Here is an 18,751-nt window from a genome sequence, read left to right on the forward strand (position 1 = left end):
TGGAGCTGGCCGATGCCGCCAAACTGGCCATCCGGGCGTTGTCCGCGGGCGGCGACGGCAACCGCGAGCTCGGGGTGGACCAGTTGGAGGTGGCCATACTGGACCGGTCCCGTGAGCACCGGACTTTCCGGCGCATCCGCGGAGCGGCTCTCAAGGCACTGCTCCCGCAGAGCGGCGAGAGCTCATCGGACAAGTCCAAGGAGGACTGACCCGGTTCCCCTCCGGTAGATTTTCACCGCCCGCGGCCGGGCGGTGAAGACGAACCGCGTCCCCTCCGGGCCGACTTCTCCGTCGGTGGCGACAGCCACCGGATCACCGTGCACCTGCACTTCGGCTTCCCCGGTGACCAGTTCGGTGTAGACCTTGCTGCGGTGCAGCGTTCCGGTGAGCGCGGACAGCACGACCCGGAGTCGGGCGAACCGACCAGCTCGGACGTACCGGACGTCTAGGTTCCCGTTGCCGGTGTCCGGACGCCAGGCGGGCGCGGAACCGCTCGGCGCGTACCTGCCGTTGCCGACGAACAACCCCCACACCCGCTGTCGACGGCCGTTGATGGTGACGTCCAGCGGGGTCGCTGAGCGGAGCACGCGGATCAGCGCGGCCGCGGCGGCCGGCCACTTGCCCCAGCGCGGTTCCCACTTCTCCCGGAGCTGCACCACGTCCGGGTAGCTGCCGAGGCTCGCGGTGTTCAGGAAGTACTTCGGGGTCCCGCCGTCGGTGCGCACCGCGCCGAGCCCCACCGCCATCCCGGTGCCCTGGGAGACGGCGTCGGCCACCGACTCCAGGTCGAGGCCGGTGTCCTTGGCGAAGTGGTTCAACGTCCCCGCCGGGATGATCGCGAGCGGAAGGTGGTGCCGGAGGGCGACCGAGGTCGCTGCCGCGGTCGTTCCGTCTCCGCCGGCGACCGCCAGGGCCGTCGGCTCGTTCTCCTGGACCAGTTGTTCGAGGTCGTCGGTGAGCAGGTCGGTGTCGGCGTAGACGATGTGAGCCGCTGGCCAGTTCGTCTTCGCCCAGGACGCGGGTTCGCCCGCGCCGTCCCCGGCCTCCGGGTTGATCAGCACCAGCAGTCCCGCTCCGTCGGCCAGGGCCGGGAGCTGGACGTCCGGCCGATCGGTGACCGCCTCCGCCCCGGGGCGCACCGGCCACCACCGGCGGGTGAGCAGCGCTGCACCGGTGCCCAGGGCCGCGCCGGCCAGCACATCGCTGGGCCAGTGCACCCCGGTGTGCACTCGGGAGTAGGCGACCGCGGCTGCCACCGGAGCGACCACGGCGCCCAGCAGCGGAGATTCCACGGCGAGGGCGGCGGTGAACGCGGCCGCAGAAGCGGCGTGCCCGGACGGGAAGGACGACGACAGCGGAGGGGTGTTGATCCGGCGGTGGGCCGCCACCAGGTCTGCGGGCGGCCGGCGCCGGGGGAGCAGCGGTTTGCCGACCAGGTTCGTCGCCGTGCTGACCAGCGCGATCGAAGCGGCACCGCGCAGCGCTGCCCGGCGGGTGCGGCCCTTGCGCGTTGCCAGCAGGGCAGCTGCGCCCAGCCACAACCCGCTCCGGTCGGCCCCGGTGCTCAGCGCTTTGAGCAGCGGATCTGCGATGGTCGGCCGCAGGGCGGCGCTGCGTTGGGACAGCGCGCGGTCAGCACGCCGAACTCGGTCGATCACGCTGTGCAAGGTATTGACCACCCGCAACACAGTACGCGCTGCCCAAACGGCGGACCGCCTACCTGCCGGTTAGCGCCTACTGTGGAAAGCATGCAGCGGCGGATCTTCGGCATTGAGACCGAGTTCGGGGTCACCTGCACCTTCCACGGGCAGCGGCGGTTGTCCCCGGACGAGGTGGCCCGGTACCTGTTCCGTCGGGTCGTGTCGTGGGGGCGTTCGTCGAACGTCTTCCTGCGCAACGGGGCCCGGCTCTACCTCGACGTGGGTTCCCACCCCGAGTACGCCACAGCGGAGTGCGACGACCTGGGCCAATTGGTCGCGCACGACAAGGCTGGGGAGCGGATCCTGGAGGACCTGCTCGCCGACGCGGAGCGCCGGTTGGCCGACGAGGGGATCGGCGGGGACATCTTCCTGTTCAAGAACAACACCGACTCGGCGGGCAACTCCTACGGTTGCCACGAGAACTACCTTGTCGGCAGATCGGGTGAATTTTCCCGGATTGCCGATGTGCTGTTGCCTTTCCTGGTGACCCGCCAGCTGATCTGCGGCGCGGGGAAGGTGCTGCAAACCCCGCGGGGAGCGGTGTACTGCCTGTCCCAGCGCGCCGAGCACATCTGGGAGGGCGTGTCCAGCGCGACCACCCGTTCCCGCCCGATCATCAACACCCGCGACGAGCCGCATGCCGACGCCGAACGCTACCGCCGCCTGCATGTGATCGTCGGCGACTCGAACATGTCCGAGGTGACCACGCTGCTGAAGGTCGGCACGGCCAACCTGGTGCTGGAGATGGTCGAGCAGGGTGTCCAGTTCCGGGACTTCAGCCTGGACAACCCGATCCGGGCGATCCGGGAGATCAGCCACGACATGACCGGGCAGCGCACGGTCCGGTTGGCCGGTGGCCGGGAAGCGTCAGCGCTGGACATCCAGCGGGAGTACTACGAGCGCGCGGTGGACTACGTCGACCGCCGGGGCTCCGACGCGACCACGGACCGGATCCTCGATCTGTGGGGGCGGGCGCTGCAGGCCATCGAGGAGCAGGACTTCTCCTTGATCGACCGGGAGATCGACTGGGCGATCAAGTACCGGCTGCTGGAGCGCTACCGCAGCAAGCACGGCCTGGAGCTGTCCAGCCCGCGCATCGCCCAGCTCGACCTCGCCTACCACGACATCAGGCGTGGCCGGGGGTTGTTCGACATGCTGCAGCGCAAGGACCTCATCGACCGGGTCACCGACGACGGCGAGATCGAAGCGGCCAAGGACACCCCGCCGCAGACGACCCGGGCGAAGTTGCGCGGGGACTTCATCGCGGCCGCCCAAGCCGCCGGCCGGGACTTCACGGTGGACTGGGTGCACCTGAAGCTCAACGACCAGGCCCAGCGCACGGTGCTGTGCAAGGACCCGTTCCGGGCGGTGGACGAGCGGGTGGAACGGTTGATCAACTCCCTGTGAGCGGTGTCCGGCGACCGGTCGCCGGACCTGGTGGCGCCCCGACCGGCCCCGGTCGGGGCGGAATTCCTCCTGCGCTTCGGTGCGGTGCCGGCTGCGCCCGCCGGTCGGGGCCAGCTGGCCGAACGTGCGCGGTGCTCGCGTCGGGCTGCTCGGTTCGTTCCCATCCGGTTCGCAGCGTTCGTCGAGAAAGCTCGTTCGGAACGCTTCCCGGTTCCGCGTCCCGCCGCTAGGCTCACCGACTGCGGTGATCAGAAGGAGCGAACCGTGGAACACCTGGACTACCGCAAGCACGACGCGGTCTCCCTCGCCCAGCTCGTCCGCGACGGTGAAATCACCCCTGCGGAACTCCTCGACGCGGCCCTGGATCGGGCTCATGCGGTCAACGGGAAGCTCAACGCCATCACCCGGTACTTCACCGAGATCGCGCGGGAGCGCGCGAACGGAGAGCTGAGCGGCCCGCTGGCCGGGGTGCCGTTCCTGCTCAAGGACCTGGGGCAGGAGTGGGCCGGCACGGTTTCGTCCGCCGGCTCCCGGGCACTGCGCAACGTCACCTCGGCCGAGACCGCCGAAGTGGTGCAGCGCTGGCTGGACGCCGGGCTGGTGGTGTTCGGGCGCACCAATTCCCCGGAATTCGGGATCAAACCGGTCACCGAGCCGGAGGCTTTCGGCCCCACCCGCAACCCGTGGGACCTCAGCCGCTCCCCGGGGGGTTCTTCGGGCGGTTCAGCGGCCGCGGTGGCCGCCGGGATCGTGCCGGTGGCCGCGGCCAGCGACGGTGGTGGTTCGATCCGGATACCGGCTTCCTGGTGCGGCCTGTTCGGCCTCAAACCGGGACGGGGGCTGGTGCCCTCCGGTCCGCTGGTGTCCGAGCAGTTCCACGGTGCCGCGGTGGACGGGGTGATCTCGCGGACCGTGCGGGACAGCGCTGCTGCGCTGGACTGCCTGGTCGGACCGGACCCGACGGCTCCGTACCACCGCGCTGCGCCGGAGCGGTCGTTCAGCGCTGAAGTCGGGCGGGAACCGGGTCGGCTGCGAATCGGGTTCAGCGCGGATTCGGCGTTCGGCGAACCGCACCCCGAGGCGCGCGCGGGACTGTCGGCGACCGCGGAGCTGCTGGAATCGCTCGGCCACCACGTGGAGTCGGTGGCCTGCCCGGTGGACACCGCGGAACTGGCCGCGGACTTCCTGCGGGCTTGGATGGTCAAGACCGCTGCCAACCTCGAGGAGGTCCGCCGAACCACCGGGGCTCCCCCGGAGAGCTTCGAAGTCGACACCAGGCTGCTGGCCGCGGTCGGCAGGCACGTGTCCGGCCCGGAGTACGTGTCCGTGCTGGACCGGTGGCACGAGCACACGCGCCGGTTGGCCGAGTTCCACAGCCGCTACGACCTGCTGCTGACCCCCACCACCGCCACGCCGCCGCCGCGGGTGGGGCAGCTCGGCGTGGCCGCGCCGGTCCGGGCCGCCGGGAAGGCGGCGCTGACGCTGCGGCTGTCGGCGCTGCTGCACTGGACCGGGGTGGTGGAGCAGCAAGCGCGCAACAGCCTCAAGTACGTGCCGTACACCCAGCTGGCGAACCTGACCGGTCGGCCCGCCATGACGGTGCCGCTGCACTGGACTGGCGACGGGCTGCCGATCGGGATGCAGTTCGTGGCCCCGCTGGGCGGGGAGGGAATGCTGTTCCGCCTGGCCGCCCAGCTCGAGCAGGCGCGTCCGTGGAGCGATCGGTACCCCGACATCCCGGTTCGTTCCGCCGCTTAGCCGATGGGGTGGCGCTAGAGTTTCGGGGTGGCCACTGCGCGTGTTGAACGCTTGGTGAACCTGGTGCTGTGCCTGCTGTCCCCCCGCCAGTACTTGACTGCCGAGCGCATCAGGGCGACCGTGCCCGGGTACGCCGATGCGCCGACCGACGAGGCCTTCTTCCGGATGTTCGAGCGGGACAAGGCCGAGCTGCGCGACCTGGGGATCCCGCTGGAGACCGGGCGCAATTCGGTCTTCGACACCGCGGACGGGTACCGGATCGCCCGGCGTGACTACGAACTCGGGGACATCGAGTTGGCCCCGGACGAAGCGGCCGCGGTGGCCTTGGCCGTTCGGCTGTGGGATTCCCCGGAATTCGCTTCGGCCGCCCGCGGGGCGCTGTTGAAGTTGCGAGCTGCCGGGGTGGAGGTGGACGAGCGGTCCGCGGTCCCGGTCGAACCGCGGGTGCGCACGGCAGAACCGGCCTTCGCGCCCCTGTACGCGGCTGTCCGAGCTGGTCAGGTGGTCGCTTTCGACTACCGCCGCTCCGGCGCGGTCGAGCTCCAGCGCCGGCGGGTGGAGCCGTGGGGAGTGGTCTCCTGGCGTGGCCACTGGTACCTGGTCGGGCACGACCAGGACCGGCGGGCGACCCGGTGCTTCCGGCTGTCGCGCATCGCCGGGCAGCCGGTGGCGATCAGCCCTCCGGGGCAGGTGCAGCGGCCGACCGGTGCGAACCTGCTGGAGATCGTCGCCGGTCAGCACCAGCGGCTGCCGCCCACCCGGGTGCGGGTCTGGGCGGCTGAGGGGCGGGCCCAGGGGCTGCGCCGGAAGGCCGTTCGATCCACCCCGCTGGAATGCGCGGGGGTCGAGGGATCTTTGCTGGAACTCGACTTGGTGCAGCCGGAAGCCGCGGCCAGCTGGATCGCCGGTTACGGCCCCGACGTGGTGGTGGTCGAACCGGAGACGCTGCGCAAGGCGGTGCACGAGCTGCACCTCGGGGCGAGCAGTACCAACGGGGAGAACTGATGGGATCGAGCACCGCGCAACGACTGCCCAGGCTGCTCGCCCTGGTGCCGTACCTGCTCAGCCGCCCCGGCATCCGCATCTCGGAGGCCGCCGCCGACTTCGGGGTCAGCGAGCAGCAGCTGCGCCGGGATTTGGAACTGCTGTGGATGTGCGGTCTGCCCGGGTACGGGCCGGGGGATTTGATCGACCTGTCCTTCGACGGCGACTCGATCACGGTCACCTTCGACGCCGGGATGCGCCGCCCGCTGCGGTTGACGCCGGTGGAGGCCACCGCACTGCTGGTGGCGTTGCAGGCGGTGGCGGAAACCCCGGGGCTGGTCGACACCGACGCGGTCCGGCGGGCGCTGGCGAAGGTGGAGAGCGCGGTGGGGCAGGCCCGCCCGGCGGAGGTGGTGGTCGGCCTGGCCACCGGGGAGGGGTCGGTCGACCCGCAGGTCCGCTCGACCGTGCGGATGGCCGCCACGCAGCGGCGGGCGCTGTGGCTGCGCTACTACACGGCCACGCGGGACGCCATCAGCGAACGCACCGTGGACCCGATGCGGGTGTTGATCGTGGACGGGCGCACCTACCTGGAGGCGTGGTGCCGGTCGGCCGAGCAGGTCCGGTTGTTCCGGCTGGACCGGATCGACGACCTGGAGGTCCTCGACGAGCCCGCGCGACCGCCGTCGGAAGCCCAGCCGAAGGACTTGTCGCCGGGGCTGTTCCAGCCGCCGGAGGACCAGCCGAGCGCGGAACTGGAGCTGTCCCCGGAAGCCAGGTGGGTGGCCGAGTACTACACGGTGGCGGAGCTCACCGAACTCCCGGAGGGCTGGGCCCGGGTTCGGATGCGCTACTGGGACCGGGCGTGGCTGGTGCGGTTGCTCCTCGGGCTCGGCGGACAGGTGCGGGTGCTGAGCCCGGCCTCCTTGCGGGGTGAAGTGCGTCAACGCGCGGAAGCCGCCATGGTGCGGGCACGTCAACTTCCGGTCACCTGAAACCGATACAGTGGTTGCGTGCCGTACGTGTTGAGTCTGGTGCTGGTGGCCGTTGCTCTGGCCGGGCTGGTGGTGCTGGCGGTCCGCGCTGGCAAAGCGGTCCGCGAGCTCCGTTCTGCGCAGCAGCAGGCGGTCGCGCAGATCAAGGACCGGGCCGGATTGCTCAAGGCGCGGAGCGCCGGGCTGCGGGTCGCGTTCGCGGAGCGCCGGCGGCGGTGAGCTGCGCGCGGCCTGTCCGCCGCGCTGCGGCGCTCGTAACATGACGGTCGTATGGGGTCTTTCACGAAAGGTAGTGCCGAATGAGTTTGCCAGGTGGCTGGGAGCTCGTGCTCATCGTCCTGGTTCTGCTGCTGCTCTTCGGGGCCAGCAAACTTCCGCAGATGGCGCGCGCGCTCGGTCAGTCCGCTCGCGTCTTCCGGGCTGAAGCTCGTGGTCTCAAGGAGGACGAGGAGGCCGCGAAGCGGGCCAAGGCCGAGCGGGAGCAGCAACAGCAGCTCTCCAGCGGGGAGACGAGCACTCCGCCTGCTGCAGCGCAGCCCGAGGAAAAGCAGTCCGACGAGAAGAAGAACTGATCTGGACGGGAACCTACGGTGGGTGCCAGTGTGCTGCGCCGCCTAAACCCATTCAACAAGAACCGTCGTCGATGGGGCCGTCGGCACAACCCCGACGGCACGATGACGCTCATCGAGCACCTCTACGAGCTGCGTTACCGCTTGGGTGTGGCCCTCACGGCGGTGGTCGTCGGTGGCATCTTCGGGTTTTGGTGGTTTTCCAACTCGGCGTTCGGGCTGCCGACGCTCGGCGACGTGCTGCTCAAGCCCTACTGCCAGCTGCCGGCTGACCTGCGGTTGAGCCCGAACGGGCAGTGCCAGCTGCTGCAGACCAAGCCTTTCGAAGTTTTCATGCTCCGGCTGAAGGTCGGTTTCTCGGTCGGGGCGATCCTGTTCAGCCCGGTGTGGCTCTACCAGTTGTGGGCGTTCATCACGCCCGGGCTGTACGACAAGGAGCGGAAGTTCGCGCGGGTCTTCGTGGCCTTCGCGAGCGTGCTGTTCGCGGCCGGCGCAGTCCTGGCCTACTTCGTGGTCCCCGAGGGGCTGACCTTCATGGTCAGCTTCGGTGGCGGTTCCTTCTTCACCGCCCTCACCGGTGGTGACTACATCAACTTCGTGCTCCTGCTGCTGCTGGTCTTCGGGGTCAGCTTCGAGCTGCCGCTGCTGATCGTGATGCTGAACTTCGCCGGCATCGTCAGCTACGCCAAGCTGCGCAGCTGGTGGCGCGGCGTGGTGTTCGCGCTGTTCGTGTTCGCGGCGGTCGCGACACCCGGGCAGGACCCGTTCTCGATGCTGGCGTTGGCCCTCGCGCTGAGCGCGCTGTTCGGGGTGGCCATGGTCATCTGCCGGCTCAACGACAAGCGCCGGGAGAAGAAGCTGGCCGGGATGGGGATGGCCGGTCTCGACCCGGACGAGCCGTCGAAGATCGACTACCGGCCGTCCGAGCTGGACGTCACCTCGTCCGGCAAGGCAGCGGAGCACGACGAAGCCACCTGAGTGGTGGCCAAAAGATCCGCTGTGCGCGAAGATGCTGCCCCGTGCGCGGTATCTTGATCGTCAACCGGGAAGCCAGGCGGGGCGTCACGGCTTCGTCGGCGCGGGCAGTGATCGCCAGCCTTCGCGAGGTCTGCCAGCTGCGGACGGCGGTCACCGCCAGCGCTGCCGAGGCGGAAGCTGCGATCGCCGCCGCGGTGGCCGACGGGGTGGACGTCGTGGTGGTCGCGGGAGGGGACGGGGCCGTGCGCCTGGCGCTCCAGGCGTGCGCGCACAGCGAGACCGCGTTGGCGGTGGTCCCCACCGGCACCGGGAACGACTTCGCCCGGGCGTTCGGCATCCCGCAGGACCCGGTGGCCGCCGCCGACCTGGCGGCGCGGGCCATCGCCTCCGGAAGTCGCCAGCAGGTCGACCTGGGCAAGGTCGCCGGCGGCGGGTGGTTCAGCACCGTGCTGTGCGCCGGGTTCGACGCGCAGGTCAACGCGCGGGCGAACCGCCTCCGCTGGTTGTCCGGCCACTGGCGCTACGACGTCGCGCTGCTGATCGAGTTGTCCCGGCTGCACGCGATGCCGCTGCGGGTGGAGACCCCGGAGACGATCGTCGAACTGGACGCCACGCTGGTCGCGGTGGGCAACACCTCCTGGTACGGGGGCGGGATCCCCATCTGCCCGGACGCGAACCCGGCCGACGGGCTGCTGGACATCACGGTGGTCGGGGAAGTGACCCTGCGGGATTTCGCCGCGATCCTGCCCCACTTGCGCACCGGGCGGCACGTGGAGCACCCCGCGGTCTACACCTTGCAGACCGACCGGGTGCGGCTCAGCGGGGAGAACGGCTGGCTGGCGTTCGCCGACGGCGATCCGGCCGTGCGCCTGCCGCTCACCGTGCACAACCACCCCGGGGCGTTGACCGTCGTGAGGTGAGTCTCGTCGCCGACCTGGCGGGGCGTGCGACGCGACGGCAATCGATGTGAAAGCCTTGAGGTGTGGCTGCAAGCCGTTCCAACCCGACCAAGCGGTCCCCAGCGGAGGCGTATGCGGCGCACGCGCGTCGCAGTGCGCACCCCGAGCTCGCCGAGTTCATCAGTGAGCTGGACTTCGAACTCGACCCGTTCCAGCGGACCGCTTGCCAAGCTCTCGAATCCGGACGCGGAGTCCTGGTGTGCGCGCCGACCGGTGCCGGCAAAACGGTGGTCGGCGAGTTCGCGGTGCACCTGGCCCTGCGCAGCGGCCGGAAGTGCTTCTACACCACGCCGATCAAGGCGCTGTCCAACCAGAAGTACGCCGACCTGTGCGAACGCTACGGGCACGCGGCGGTGGGCCTGCTGACCGGGGACACCTCGATCAACGGCGAGGCCCAGGTGGTCGTGATGACCACCGAGGTGCTGCGGAACATGCTCTACGCCGGTTCGCGCAGCCTCGACCAGCTCGGCTACGTGGTGATGGACGAGGTCCACTACCTCGCCGACCGCTTCCGCGGTGCGGTGTGGGAGGAAGTCATCCTGCACCTGCCCGAGCACGTGCAGATCGCCAGCCTCTCGGCCACCGTCAGCAACGCCGAGGAGTTCGGGGAGTGGCTGCAGGAGGTGCGGGGTGACACCACCGTGGTGGTGGACGAGCACCGGCCTGTTCCGCTGTGGCAGCACATGCTCGTGGGCCCCCGCATGTTCGACCTGTTCGCCGGGGAGTCCCGGGGACGGGAGCTGAAGATCAACCCGAACCTGCTGCGGCAGACCCAGCGGTTGACGCAGACGCACTTCCAGCGCGGTCGACGCGGTGGCCCCAACGGCAAGCGGAAGGGCTCCAGGCCGCCCCGCTTCTTCCCGCCCTCCCGGGTGGACGTGCTCAACGGGCTGGACGCGGCCGGACTGCTGCCGGCGATCGTGTTCATCTTCAGCCGCAACGGCTGCGACCAGGCGGTCGCCCAGTGCGTGCGCGCCGGGCTGCGGCTCACCACCGACGCCGAGGTGGCCGAAATCCGGGAGGTCGTCGACAAGCACACGGCGAACCTCCCGGAGAGCGACCTGGTGGTGCTCGGCTACTGGGAGTGGCGGGAAGCGCTGGAGCGCGGGGTTGCCGCGCACCACGCCGGCCTGCTGCCGGCCTTCAAGGAGACCGTGGAGGAGCTGTTCGTCCGCGGACTGGTGAAGGCCGTCTTCGCCACCGAGACCCTCGCCCTGGGGATCAACATGCCCGCCCGCACCGTGGTGCTGGAGCGGCTCGTCAAGTTCAACGGCGAATCCCACGTCGACCTCAGCCCCGGCGAGTACACCCAGTTGACCGGGCGCGCCGGGCGGCGCGGCATCGACGTGGAGGGGCACGCCGTGGTGCTCTGGCAGCCCGGCATGGACCCCAAGCAGGTGGCGGGCCTCGCCTCCACCCGCACCTACCCGCTGCGCTCGTCGTTCCGGCCCGGCTACAACATGGCGGTCAACCTGGTCCAGCGGGTGGGCCGGGACGCTGCCCGGGAGCTGCTGGAGCAGTCCTTCGCCCAGTTCCAGGCCGACCGCTCGGTGGTCGGTCTGTCCCGGCGGCTCGACCGCAACCGGGAAGCCCTGGAGGGCTACGCCGAGGCCATGCGCTGCCACCTCGGTGATTTCGCCGAGTACTTCGACCTGCGCAAGCGGATTTCGGCTCGTGAGAAGCACCTGGCCCGGCAGAACCGGCAGGCCCGTCGCGCGGAGGCGGCGAAGTCGCTGGAGAAGCTGCGCAAGGGGGACGTGATCGCGGTGCCCGCTGGCCGGCGCTCCGGTCTGGCGGTGGTCATCGACCCCGGTGTGGAGCCGATGGGGGAGCCGCGGCCGCTCGTGGTCACCGAGGACCGCTGGTCCGGGCGGCTTTCGGTGGCCGACTTCACCTCCCCGGTGGAACCGCTGGGCAAGATCCGCTTGCCCAAGCACGTGGACACCCGGTCCCCGAAATCCCGCCGGGACCTGGCCTCCACCCTGCGCAACACGGGTATCGAGGCTCCCGGGCGGCGTGGCCGGCGGCGCTCCGGCGCGGCCGACGACCCGGAGCTGCTGGAGCTCCGGCAGGCCCTGCGCTCCCACCCGTGCCACGGTTGCGCGGACCGGGAGACCCACGCCCGCTGGGCCGAGCGGCACGAGCGGCTGCGGAGCGAAACCGAGCAGCTGCAGCGTAAGGTGGCGGCCACGACGCACTCCCTGGTGCGATCGTTCGACCGCATCATCGCGCTGCTGGACGAGCGCGGTTATCTGCAGCTGGACGACCCCGACCGGCCGGTCAGCGAGCACGGCCGGCGGCTTTCCCGGCTCTACAGCGAGTCGGACCTGCTCGCGGCGGAGTGCCTGCGGGCCGGTATCTGGGAGGGCCTGGGGCCGGCCGAGTTGGCCGCGGTGGTCTCCTCGCTGGTCTACGAGTCCCGGCGGGAGGGGCTGCTGGCCCCGCAGGTCCCGGCCGGGGCGGTCAGCGAGGCGCTGGACGCGACCTGGCGGTTGTGGACTGAGCTGGAGGACGACGAGCGGCGGCACAAGCTGGAGCGCACCCGCGAACCCGATGCCGGTTTCGCCTGGCCGGTGTTCCGCTGGGCCCGCGGGGAGTCCCTGGAACGGGTGCTGATCGCATCCGAATCGGCCGGGCACGAACTCTCCGCCGGTGATTTCGTCCGCTGGTGCCGGCAGGTCGTCGATCTGCTGGACCAGATCCGCGAGGTCATGGGAACCGCCGACCCGGTGGGGTCGTCCGCGGCGAAGGCGGTGACCGCGATCCGCCGCGGGGTGGTGGCCGCCGGAGTGGCGTGACGGCCCGGTTGACGCGAACAGCGGCCCTGCTGTGGTTTGATCAGCAGGGCCGTATCGCTGTTCGCCGATGCTCCTTCCGGAGGTAGTGATGACCGGGCCCTACGGTCCGCCAGATGACCAACCGCAGTGGGGACAGCCCCAGTTCCGCCCGCCGGGCGGGGTGGTTCCGGCCATCGGTTACTCGGTGGCGCCGCCGCAAGCTCCGCAGGGGGCTCGGGAGAACGGGTCGGAGGAGTTCACGGTGCCGCCGAAGAAGAAGCGCTCGGCGCTGCCGTGGGTGTTCGGGGCGCTGGCGGTGGTCGTCCTGGGCGCGGCGGTGGTGCTGGTCCTGGGGTTCGTGGCTCCGGGGTGGTTCACGCGCACGGTGTTCGACGCGGCCGGGGTGGAGAAGGGGATCGAGCGGACCCTCACCGACTCGTACCACCTCGACGGGGTCACCGGGGTCAGCTGCCCGGAGGACCAGCCAGTGGAGCCCGGCCACCGGTTCGACTGCCGGGTCACCCTCGAGTCCGGGGAGAAGACGGTGACGGTGACCGTCAAGGACTCCCTGGGGATCTACGAAGTCGGCTACCCGAAGTGAAAATTCGACAGCGGCTGACCCAGCAGGAACACTCTGGGCGTGGGCCGACACCAGATGCGGACGCTGCAGGAAGAGGAGCTCCGCGCGGCTTACGACCTCTTCCTGCGCGCGGTGCTGCAGCGTCCGTCGACTGACGAGCAGTGGAGCCACCTGCGGGCGAGGTTCGAAACCGGTCGGGTGCTCGGTGCGTTCGTCGACGACGAGCTGGCCGGCACCGCGCTGACCACTTCGAGCGCGGTCGTCGTCCCGGGCGGGCGGAAGCTGCCGGCCGGTGCGGTCACGGGGGTGGCGGTGCGGCCCGACAGGACTCGGCGCGGAATCCTGACCGGCTTGATGCACGCCCAGCTGGACGACGCCAGGCAGCGGAACGAACCGCTGGCGATGCTGCACGCGTCCGAGGCCGTCATCTACGAGCGCTTCGGATACGGGGTGGCCACTCGGGCCCGGATGGTGGAGATCAACAGGATCCGGACGCAGTTCCGCGACGAGGTGCCGCGGAAGGGACGGGTGCACCTGCTGGAGCTGTCGGCGGCCACCCGGGTGTTGCCGGAGATCTACCGCGACCGCGTCCTGGCCCGGCCGGGCCAGATCGAGCGCACCGACGGGTGGTGGAAGTCGCGGCTGGGCATGCTCAGCACGGGGGCGCTGGTCGTGGTGCACCAGACCGACGACGGCACGTACGACGGTTTCGCCGTCTACGAGCCGAAGAGCATCGAAGACGCCTTCGACGTGGCGGAGAGCCAGTTGCAGGTGCACGACCTGCAGGCCGCGGACAGCGCTGTGGCGGCGAGCCTGTGGCGCTTCCTGCTGGACATCGATCTGGTCAACCAGGTGCGGGTGGTGGACCGGCCGCTGGACGAGCCGCTGGAGCTGTGGCTCACCGACCGGCGGCAGTGCCGCACCGTGGCGACGTACGACGACCTGTGGCTGCGGCTGGTGGACGTCGAAACCGCCTTGCAGCAGCGGGCTTTCGGATCGGCGGAGCCGGTGACCATCGAGGTGGCGGACAGCATGCTGCCGACCAACTCCGGTTGCTACCGGATCTCGGGGCAAGGGGTCGAGCGCAGCACCGGGCAGCCGCAGTTGAGCATGGACGTCGCCACCCTGGCTTCGCTCTACTTGGGGGACCACCCGGTGTCGCGGATGGTGGAAGCGGGTCGGATCCAGGTGCACGACGCCGAGGCGGTGCCTCGGGCCGAGGAGCTGTTCCGGACCGGACGACTGCCCTGGTGCGGCACGAATTTCTGAGGGAATGGCAGCGTCTTGCCCCCGGGTACCCGGGGTGCACCGACGCGGAGTTGGAGCGTGCTATGCGGGTCCATCACTTGAACTGCGGAACGATGCACCCCTGGGGTGGCCGGTTGATCAGCTACGCCAAGTCGGACTTCGGCCGCGGGCGGCTGGTCTGCCACTGCCTGCTCATCGAAACCGACCGGGAACTGGTGCTGGTCGACACCGGTTTCGGCACCCGGGACATCACCACCGACTACGAGAAGCTGACCCGGCGGTGGCTGCTGATGACCCGACCGGAGCTGAACCCGTCGGAAACCGCGGTGCACCAGGTCGCCCAGCTGGGCTATCGACCGGAGGACGTCCGGCACATCGTGCTGACCCACCTCGACCGGGACCACATCGGTGGTCTGCCGGATTTCCCGCACGCCACGGTGCACTTGCACGACACCGAGTTCGAAACCATGCAGTTGGGTTTGGACCGGGGGCGCTACCTGCGGCACCAGTGGGCGCACGGTCCGCATTGGAGCGTGCACAGCAGTTCCGAAGGGGAGAAGTGGTTCGGTTTCGAAGCGGTTCGCGACTTGCCGGGGCTCCCACCGGAAATACTGCTGGTCCCGCTGTTCGGGCACACCCGCGGTCACACCGGGGTTGCGGTGCGCACCGGTGATCGGTGGCTGCTGGACGCCGGGGACGCCTACTTCGCGCACGGCCAGCTGCTCCGGCCCCAGCACGCGCCGCCCGCGCTGCGGGGCTACGAGCGGTTGATGCAGTACGACGGGAAACTGCGCCGCAGGAACCAGGAGCGGTTGCGGGACCTGGCCACCGCCCACCCGGAAGTGGACATCTTCTGCGCTCACGACCCGGTGGAGTTCCAGCGCTACCAGATCACCGCGGCTGCCCGGAGCGCTCGATCGCCGAGATGAGCCGGTCGATGCTGGAGCCGAGCCCCCACTGCTGCTGCAGCTGGCGCAACCTCTGGTGGTCCACATCAGACGGAGGGAACCCGTCGGGGCGGTGCAGGACCACGGGAGCGTTCCGCGCGACTCGCACCACGCCGGGCGCGGCGGAGAGGTACTCGGCCGCCTCGACCAGCTTGCCCAGCACCCGAGGAGTGAGTCCGCGATCGCCGGCCTGCGCTGCTTCCAGCAGGGCTTCCAGGGAGCCGAACTGCGTGATCAGCTTCGCGGCGGTCTTCTCCCCGATGCCGGCCACCCCCGGCAGGCCGTCGGACGGGTCGCCGCGCAGGATCGCCATGTCCGCGTAGTCGGCGCCGGCCCGGTCCGCGGACAGCGCGTAGCGCTCGGCGAGCTCGGCCGGTCCGTAGTCCTGGGCCTTGGCCAGCCCGGCACCGACGTACACCACCCGGGCTGGGGTCGGTGTGCTGCGGACCAGTTGGAACAGGTCCCGGTCCCCGGTCACCACCTGGACCGGATCGCGCTGCTCCTGCTCGGTGAGCGTGCCGATCACGTCGTCGGCCTCGAACCCCTCGGCTTCCGCGGTGGCGATCCCGGCAGCTGCCAGCACCTCGAGGATGATCGGGACCTGCGGGCCGAGCGAATCCGGAACGTCCTCTTCGTCCGGTTCCGCTTCGGCGACCCGGTGCGCCTTGTAGGAGGGCAGCAGGTCGACCCGGAACTGCGGGCGCCAGTCGTTGTCCAGGCAGGCGATCAACCGGCCGGGCCGCCGGTCGGTGATCAGCCGGGCGAGCATGTCGCAGAAACCGCGCACCGAGTTCACCGGTGTGCCGTCCGGGGCGGTGAGCGATTCCGGCAGCGCGTAGAAGGAGCGGAACCACAGGCCGGCTGCGTCGACGAGCATCAGCGGGGAACGCACGTCGCTAGCTTGTCATGCCCTCGCCCCGCAGCGCTCCACCGGTCTCCCCGATTCGTCCATAGCGGACCGCGCGACCCGCTCGACCACTGGTGGCTTCGGTTTCAGGCCAGGGCGCGGTGCTCGCGGCGAACCACGGGATAGTCTGAACGTCATGGCCATCGTCTCGCCCAACCAGGATCCGTCGGTATTCGCGGCGCGGCTGCGCAAGGCCGCGGAAGCAGCGGCGGCTGCTGATCTCGACGCGCTCGTCATCACCCCGGGCTCCGATCTGCGCTACCTGATCGGGGTTGCCGGTGAGTCGTTCGAGCGATTGAGCGCACTGGTGGTCCCGGCCGCCGGTCGGCCCGGCACTCCGGTGCTGGTGGTGCCCAAACTCGAAGAGCTCGGTTACGCCGACGTGCCCGCCGACGCGCTCGGCCTCGAAACCGTGACGTGGGTCGATGGCCAGGACCCGCACGCGCTGGTGGGGGACCTGCTGGGGCGCGGGGGCGCCAAGCCCGCCCGGCTGGCCATCGCCGACACCATGCCCGCCCTGCACGCGCTGCCGCTGCGGTCGGTCTTGCCGGAGACCGAGCAGCAGCTGGCCGGCCCGGTGCTGCGCGCGCTGCGCATGCGGAAGGACGCCGCCGAGGTCGAAGCGCTCCGCCAGGCCGGCGCCGCCATCGACCGGGTGCACGCCCGCATGGCCGAGTTCCTGCGGCCCGGTCGCACCGAGGCCGAGGTCGGCGCGGACATCGAAGCGGCGATCGTCGCCGAGGGCCACACCGAAGCCGACTTCGTCATCGTCGGCTCGGGGCCGAACGGGGCCAGCCCGCACCACGCGCTTTCGGACCGGGTGATCGAGAAGGGCGATGTGGTCGTGGTGGACATCGGTGGTCCGGTCCCCGGCGGCTACAACTCCGACTGCACCCGCACCTACGCCGTGGGCGAGCCCGCCCAGGAGGACGTGCGCGACACCTACGCGGTGCTGCGGGACGCCCAGCAGGCGGCTTTCGAAGCGGTTCGTCCGGGGGTGACCGCTGAGGCTGTCGACGCCGCTGCTCGCGAGCCCATCGCCGAGGCGGGTTTCGGCGAGTTCTTCTTCCACCGCACCGGTCACGGCATCGGACTGGACGTGCACGAGGACCCCTACATCGTGGCGGGCAACCGCACCGTCCTGGAGCCGGGAATGGCGTTCAGCATCGAGCCCGGCATCTACCAGGAGGGTCGATGGGGAGCTCGCATCGAGGACATCGTGATCGTCACCGAGGACGGTGCGGAACGCGTCAACAACCAGCCGCGGGATTTGGTGGTGCTGCCGGCGTGAGCGAGAAGGAGTCGAACACGTCCAGCCCGCTGGAACCGACCGACCGGGCGATCCTGCGGGAATTGGCCCGGGACGGCAGGTGCAGCTTCACCGACCTCGCCGAGCGGGTCGGGTTGAGCGTCTCGGCCGTGCACCAGCGGGTTCGCCGATTGGAGCAGCGCGGCGCCATCCAGGGGTACGCCGCCAAGGTGGACGGGGAGCAGATCGGTCTGCCGATGACCGCGTTCATCTCCCTGACCCCGATCGACCCGGCCGCGCCGGACGACTACCCGCAGCGGCTCGAACACCTGCCGCAGATCGAGTCGTGCTACTCGGTGGCCGGGGAGGAGTCCTACATCCTGCGGGTGCGAGTGCAGTCCCCGCAGGGGCTGGAGGAGCTGCTGCAGCAGATCCGGGAGGCGGCGAAGGTCTCCACCCGCACCACCGTCGTGCTGTCCACGCCGTTCGAGAACCGGCCGCCCGCGATCTGACGGTCCCAGCGCGCCCGCGGTCGAGCCGCCGGCCGCGGGCGCGGTGTCACCTGTTGGCCTGGGCGGCGACGGCGTGCTCGGGAACCGCCTGCAGGTTGCCGTTCTCGTCCGGCAGGCACACCGCTCGCTGGTCCGGCAGGTTCAGGAAATCGCTGAGGCAGCGGCCGAGCTGCGCGTGACCGACGGCGTTGGCGTGGAACGACTCCTGCATCGCGTGCGGGGCGCGGTCCTCGTGCTCCAGGCTCTCCCAGTCGACCGTCAGCCGGGTGAACCACTCGCCGGCCCGGGTCTGCGGATCACCGGTGCAGGCTTCGTGACCGATGCCGGCGCGGGACAGGTCCAGGAACCGGGCCCCGGCCTCCTCGGCCACTTCGCGGATCGCCTTGGACAGGGCGGGCACCCCGGTCTCCCGGATCCAGGTCAGGTCGCCGGTCTGGAACGGGCAGCCGGCGAGGTTCTGCAGCTCCGGCGAGATCTCCGGTCCCACGGGGGAGGCGTAGGACTGCAGGACCAGGTCGTAGCTGCCGGGGGTGTAGCCGGAGCTGTCCATGGCGGTCCGGATGTCCGCGAGCGCGGCCAGGATCTTCGGTTGCATCCGCTCCAGCCGTTGCGGCCACTCCGCCGCGATGTCCGCGGAGCACCCCTCGTCAGAGCGCCGGGCCCAGGCCTCGACGCACCGGGTGACCAGGTCGGTGAACCCCGGGTCGTCGTTGGCGCCGATCTGCACGATGACGTGGGTCACCCGGTACCGCTTGGCCACCTCGGCCAACCGCGCGGCCTGCGACCCCTCCGGGTGCCCGGGGAGCGGGTGCAGCCCGACCAGGTCCGTCTTGGCCCCCGAACAGGCCAGGTTGATCCGCGTCACGTGCGGTGGGAGCCGCAGCTGGTGCACCGGGGCCGCGGCCGAGCGGTGGCACCAGTTGCCGTTCTCCCCGTCGGTGCCGACCTCGTAGTTGCCGCCGCCTTCTCCGGACAGCGTGCTGTCGCCGAGCGTGACCACCGCCTCGGGGAGCTGCTTGGGCTGCAGCGGCAGCCCGGGCAGGTACTGGTCGCTGGCCAGCACCACGAGCGCCAGCACCAGGCTGACCAGCAGCACCACGAGTGGTCTCGACTTACGCGCCCGCATCAGCAGCAGTCTATTGGCTCACCCGCCGTTGTGATCTGCAGGCTCGCCCGGCAGG

The 18,751-nt window shown here is 70.5% G+C and carries 17 protein-coding genes and 1 pseudogene; 15 read left to right on the forward strand and 3 right to left on the reverse strand.

Going from position 1 to position 18,751, the window contains the following annotated elements; all coding sequences use genetic code 11:
* Nucleotides 1-209 (forward strand): annotated as a pseudogene (locus tag SREC43747_RS0110440) (proteasome subunit alpha); the annotation flags it as partial.
* Here SREC43747_RS0110440 and SREC43747_RS0110445 read toward each other — a convergent pair.
* Nucleotides 183-1,658, reverse strand: a complete 1,476-nt coding sequence (locus SREC43747_RS0110445) for a bifunctional phosphatase PAP2/diacylglycerol kinase family protein (RefSeq protein WP_081722526.1) — start codon at nucleotides 1,656-1,658, stop codon at nucleotides 183-185. The pseudogene SREC43747_RS0110440 and the gene SREC43747_RS0110445 sit on opposite strands and share 27 nt — an antisense overlap.
* Before the next feature lie 90 nt (nucleotides 1,659-1,748).
* Between SREC43747_RS0110445 and pafA the strand changes: the two genes are divergently transcribed.
* From pafA to SREC43747_RS0110505, 12 genes are all read left to right on the forward strand, one after another.
* Nucleotides 1,749-3,107 carry a Pup--protein ligase gene (gene pafA / locus SREC43747_RS0110450; RefSeq protein WP_029721178.1) on the forward strand — a complete coding sequence of 453 codons (1,359 nt, stop codon included), beginning with the start codon at nucleotides 1,749-1,751 and terminating at the stop codon, nucleotides 3,105-3,107.
* A gap of 264 nt (nucleotides 3,108-3,371) precedes the next feature.
* Complete coding sequence (locus SREC43747_RS0110455; protein ID WP_029721180.1) at nucleotides 3,372-4,865, forward strand: amidase; 1,494 nt, start codon at nucleotides 3,372-3,374, stop codon at nucleotides 4,863-4,865.
* A gap of 27 nt (nucleotides 4,866-4,892) precedes the next feature.
* Nucleotides 4,893-5,870 carry a helix-turn-helix transcriptional regulator gene (locus tag SREC43747_RS0110460; protein WP_029721182.1) on the forward strand — a complete coding sequence of 326 codons (978 nt, stop codon included), beginning with the start codon at nucleotides 4,893-4,895 and terminating at the stop codon, nucleotides 5,868-5,870.
* Entirely contained in the window at nucleotides 5,870-6,844 is a 975-nt protein-coding gene (locus SREC43747_RS0110465) for a helix-turn-helix transcriptional regulator (protein WP_029721183.1), read from the forward strand. Before SREC43747_RS0110460 ends, SREC43747_RS0110465 begins: the two co-directional genes overlap by 1 nt.
* An 18-nt stretch (nucleotides 6,845-6,862) precedes the next feature.
* Nucleotides 6,863-7,063, forward strand: a complete 201-nt coding sequence (locus SREC43747_RS0110470; RefSeq protein ID WP_029721185.1) for a bacteriophage holin — start codon at nucleotides 6,863-6,865, stop codon at nucleotides 7,061-7,063.
* An 80-nt stretch (nucleotides 7,064-7,143) separates the two neighbouring features.
* Complete coding sequence (gene tatA / locus SREC43747_RS0110475; protein ID WP_029721187.1) at nucleotides 7,144-7,416, forward strand: Sec-independent protein translocase subunit TatA; 273 nt, start codon at nucleotides 7,144-7,146, stop codon at nucleotides 7,414-7,416.
* A gap of 18 nt (nucleotides 7,417-7,434) precedes the next feature.
* Nucleotides 7,435-8,391, forward strand: a complete 957-nt coding sequence (gene tatC / locus SREC43747_RS0110480) for a twin-arginine translocase subunit TatC (protein ID WP_037331757.1) — start codon at nucleotides 7,435-7,437, stop codon at nucleotides 8,389-8,391.
* Between the two features lie 41 nt (nucleotides 8,392-8,432).
* A complete protein-coding gene (locus SREC43747_RS0110485; RefSeq protein ID WP_029721189.1) occupies nucleotides 8,433-9,311 on the forward strand; it encodes a diacylglycerol/lipid kinase family protein in 879 nt (292 codons plus the stop codon).
* A 62-nt stretch (nucleotides 9,312-9,373) separates the two neighbouring features.
* Nucleotides 9,374-12,148: a DEAD/DEAH box helicase gene (locus tag SREC43747_RS0110490; RefSeq protein WP_029721190.1), complete on the forward strand. Its 2,775-nt coding sequence runs from the start codon at nucleotides 9,374-9,376 to the stop codon at nucleotides 12,146-12,148.
* 88 nt (nucleotides 12,149-12,236) lie between these two features.
* Nucleotides 12,237-12,728, forward strand: a complete 492-nt coding sequence (locus SREC43747_RS0110495) for a DUF4333 domain-containing protein (RefSeq protein ID WP_029721191.1) — start codon at nucleotides 12,237-12,239, stop codon at nucleotides 12,726-12,728.
* A gap of 39 nt (nucleotides 12,729-12,767) precedes the next feature.
* On the forward strand, nucleotides 12,768-13,976 hold the full coding sequence (locus tag SREC43747_RS0110500; RefSeq protein ID WP_236623131.1) for a GNAT family N-acetyltransferase: 1,209 nt from the start codon (nucleotides 12,768-12,770) through the stop codon (nucleotides 13,974-13,976).
* Nucleotides 13,977-14,038: 62 nt separating this feature from the next.
* The gene (locus tag SREC43747_RS0110505; protein ID WP_029721193.1) at nucleotides 14,039-14,884 is read left to right on the forward strand and encodes an MBL fold metallo-hydrolase; all 846 of its coding nucleotides are present in this window, start codon (nucleotides 14,039-14,041) and stop codon (nucleotides 14,882-14,884) included.
* Here the strand turns inward: SREC43747_RS0110505 and SREC43747_RS0110510 are convergent.
* Nucleotides 14,847-15,779: a 5'-3' exonuclease gene (locus tag SREC43747_RS0110510; protein WP_029721194.1), complete on the reverse strand. Its 933-nt coding sequence runs from the start codon at nucleotides 15,777-15,779 to the stop codon at nucleotides 14,847-14,849. The two genes, SREC43747_RS0110505 and SREC43747_RS0110510, sit on opposite strands and share 38 nt — an antisense overlap.
* Nucleotides 15,780-15,945: 166 nt before the next feature.
* Between SREC43747_RS0110510 and SREC43747_RS0110515 the strand changes: the two genes are divergently transcribed.
* Entirely contained in the window at nucleotides 15,946-17,100 is a 1,155-nt protein-coding gene (locus tag SREC43747_RS0110515) for a M24 family metallopeptidase (RefSeq protein ID WP_081722523.1), read from the forward strand.
* The gene (locus SREC43747_RS0110520; RefSeq protein ID WP_029721196.1) at nucleotides 17,097-17,570 is read left to right on the forward strand and encodes an Lrp/AsnC family transcriptional regulator; all 474 of its coding nucleotides are present in this window, start codon (nucleotides 17,097-17,099) and stop codon (nucleotides 17,568-17,570) included. Before SREC43747_RS0110515 ends, SREC43747_RS0110520 begins: the two co-directional genes overlap by 4 nt.
* Before the next feature lie 46 nt (nucleotides 17,571-17,616).
* On the opposite strand, the gene SREC43747_RS0110525 is transcribed toward SREC43747_RS0110520, so the two are convergent.
* Complete coding sequence (locus tag SREC43747_RS0110525) at nucleotides 17,617-18,696, reverse strand: GDSL-type esterase/lipase family protein (protein WP_029721197.1); 1,080 nt, start codon at nucleotides 18,694-18,696, stop codon at nucleotides 17,617-17,619.
* Nucleotides 18,697-18,751 lie beyond the last annotated feature (55 nt).

The organism is Saccharopolyspora rectivirgula DSM 43747, from assembly GCF_000497205.1.
Taxonomy (GTDB): domain Bacteria; phylum Actinomycetota; class Actinomycetes; order Mycobacteriales; family Pseudonocardiaceae; genus Saccharopolyspora; species Saccharopolyspora rectivirgula.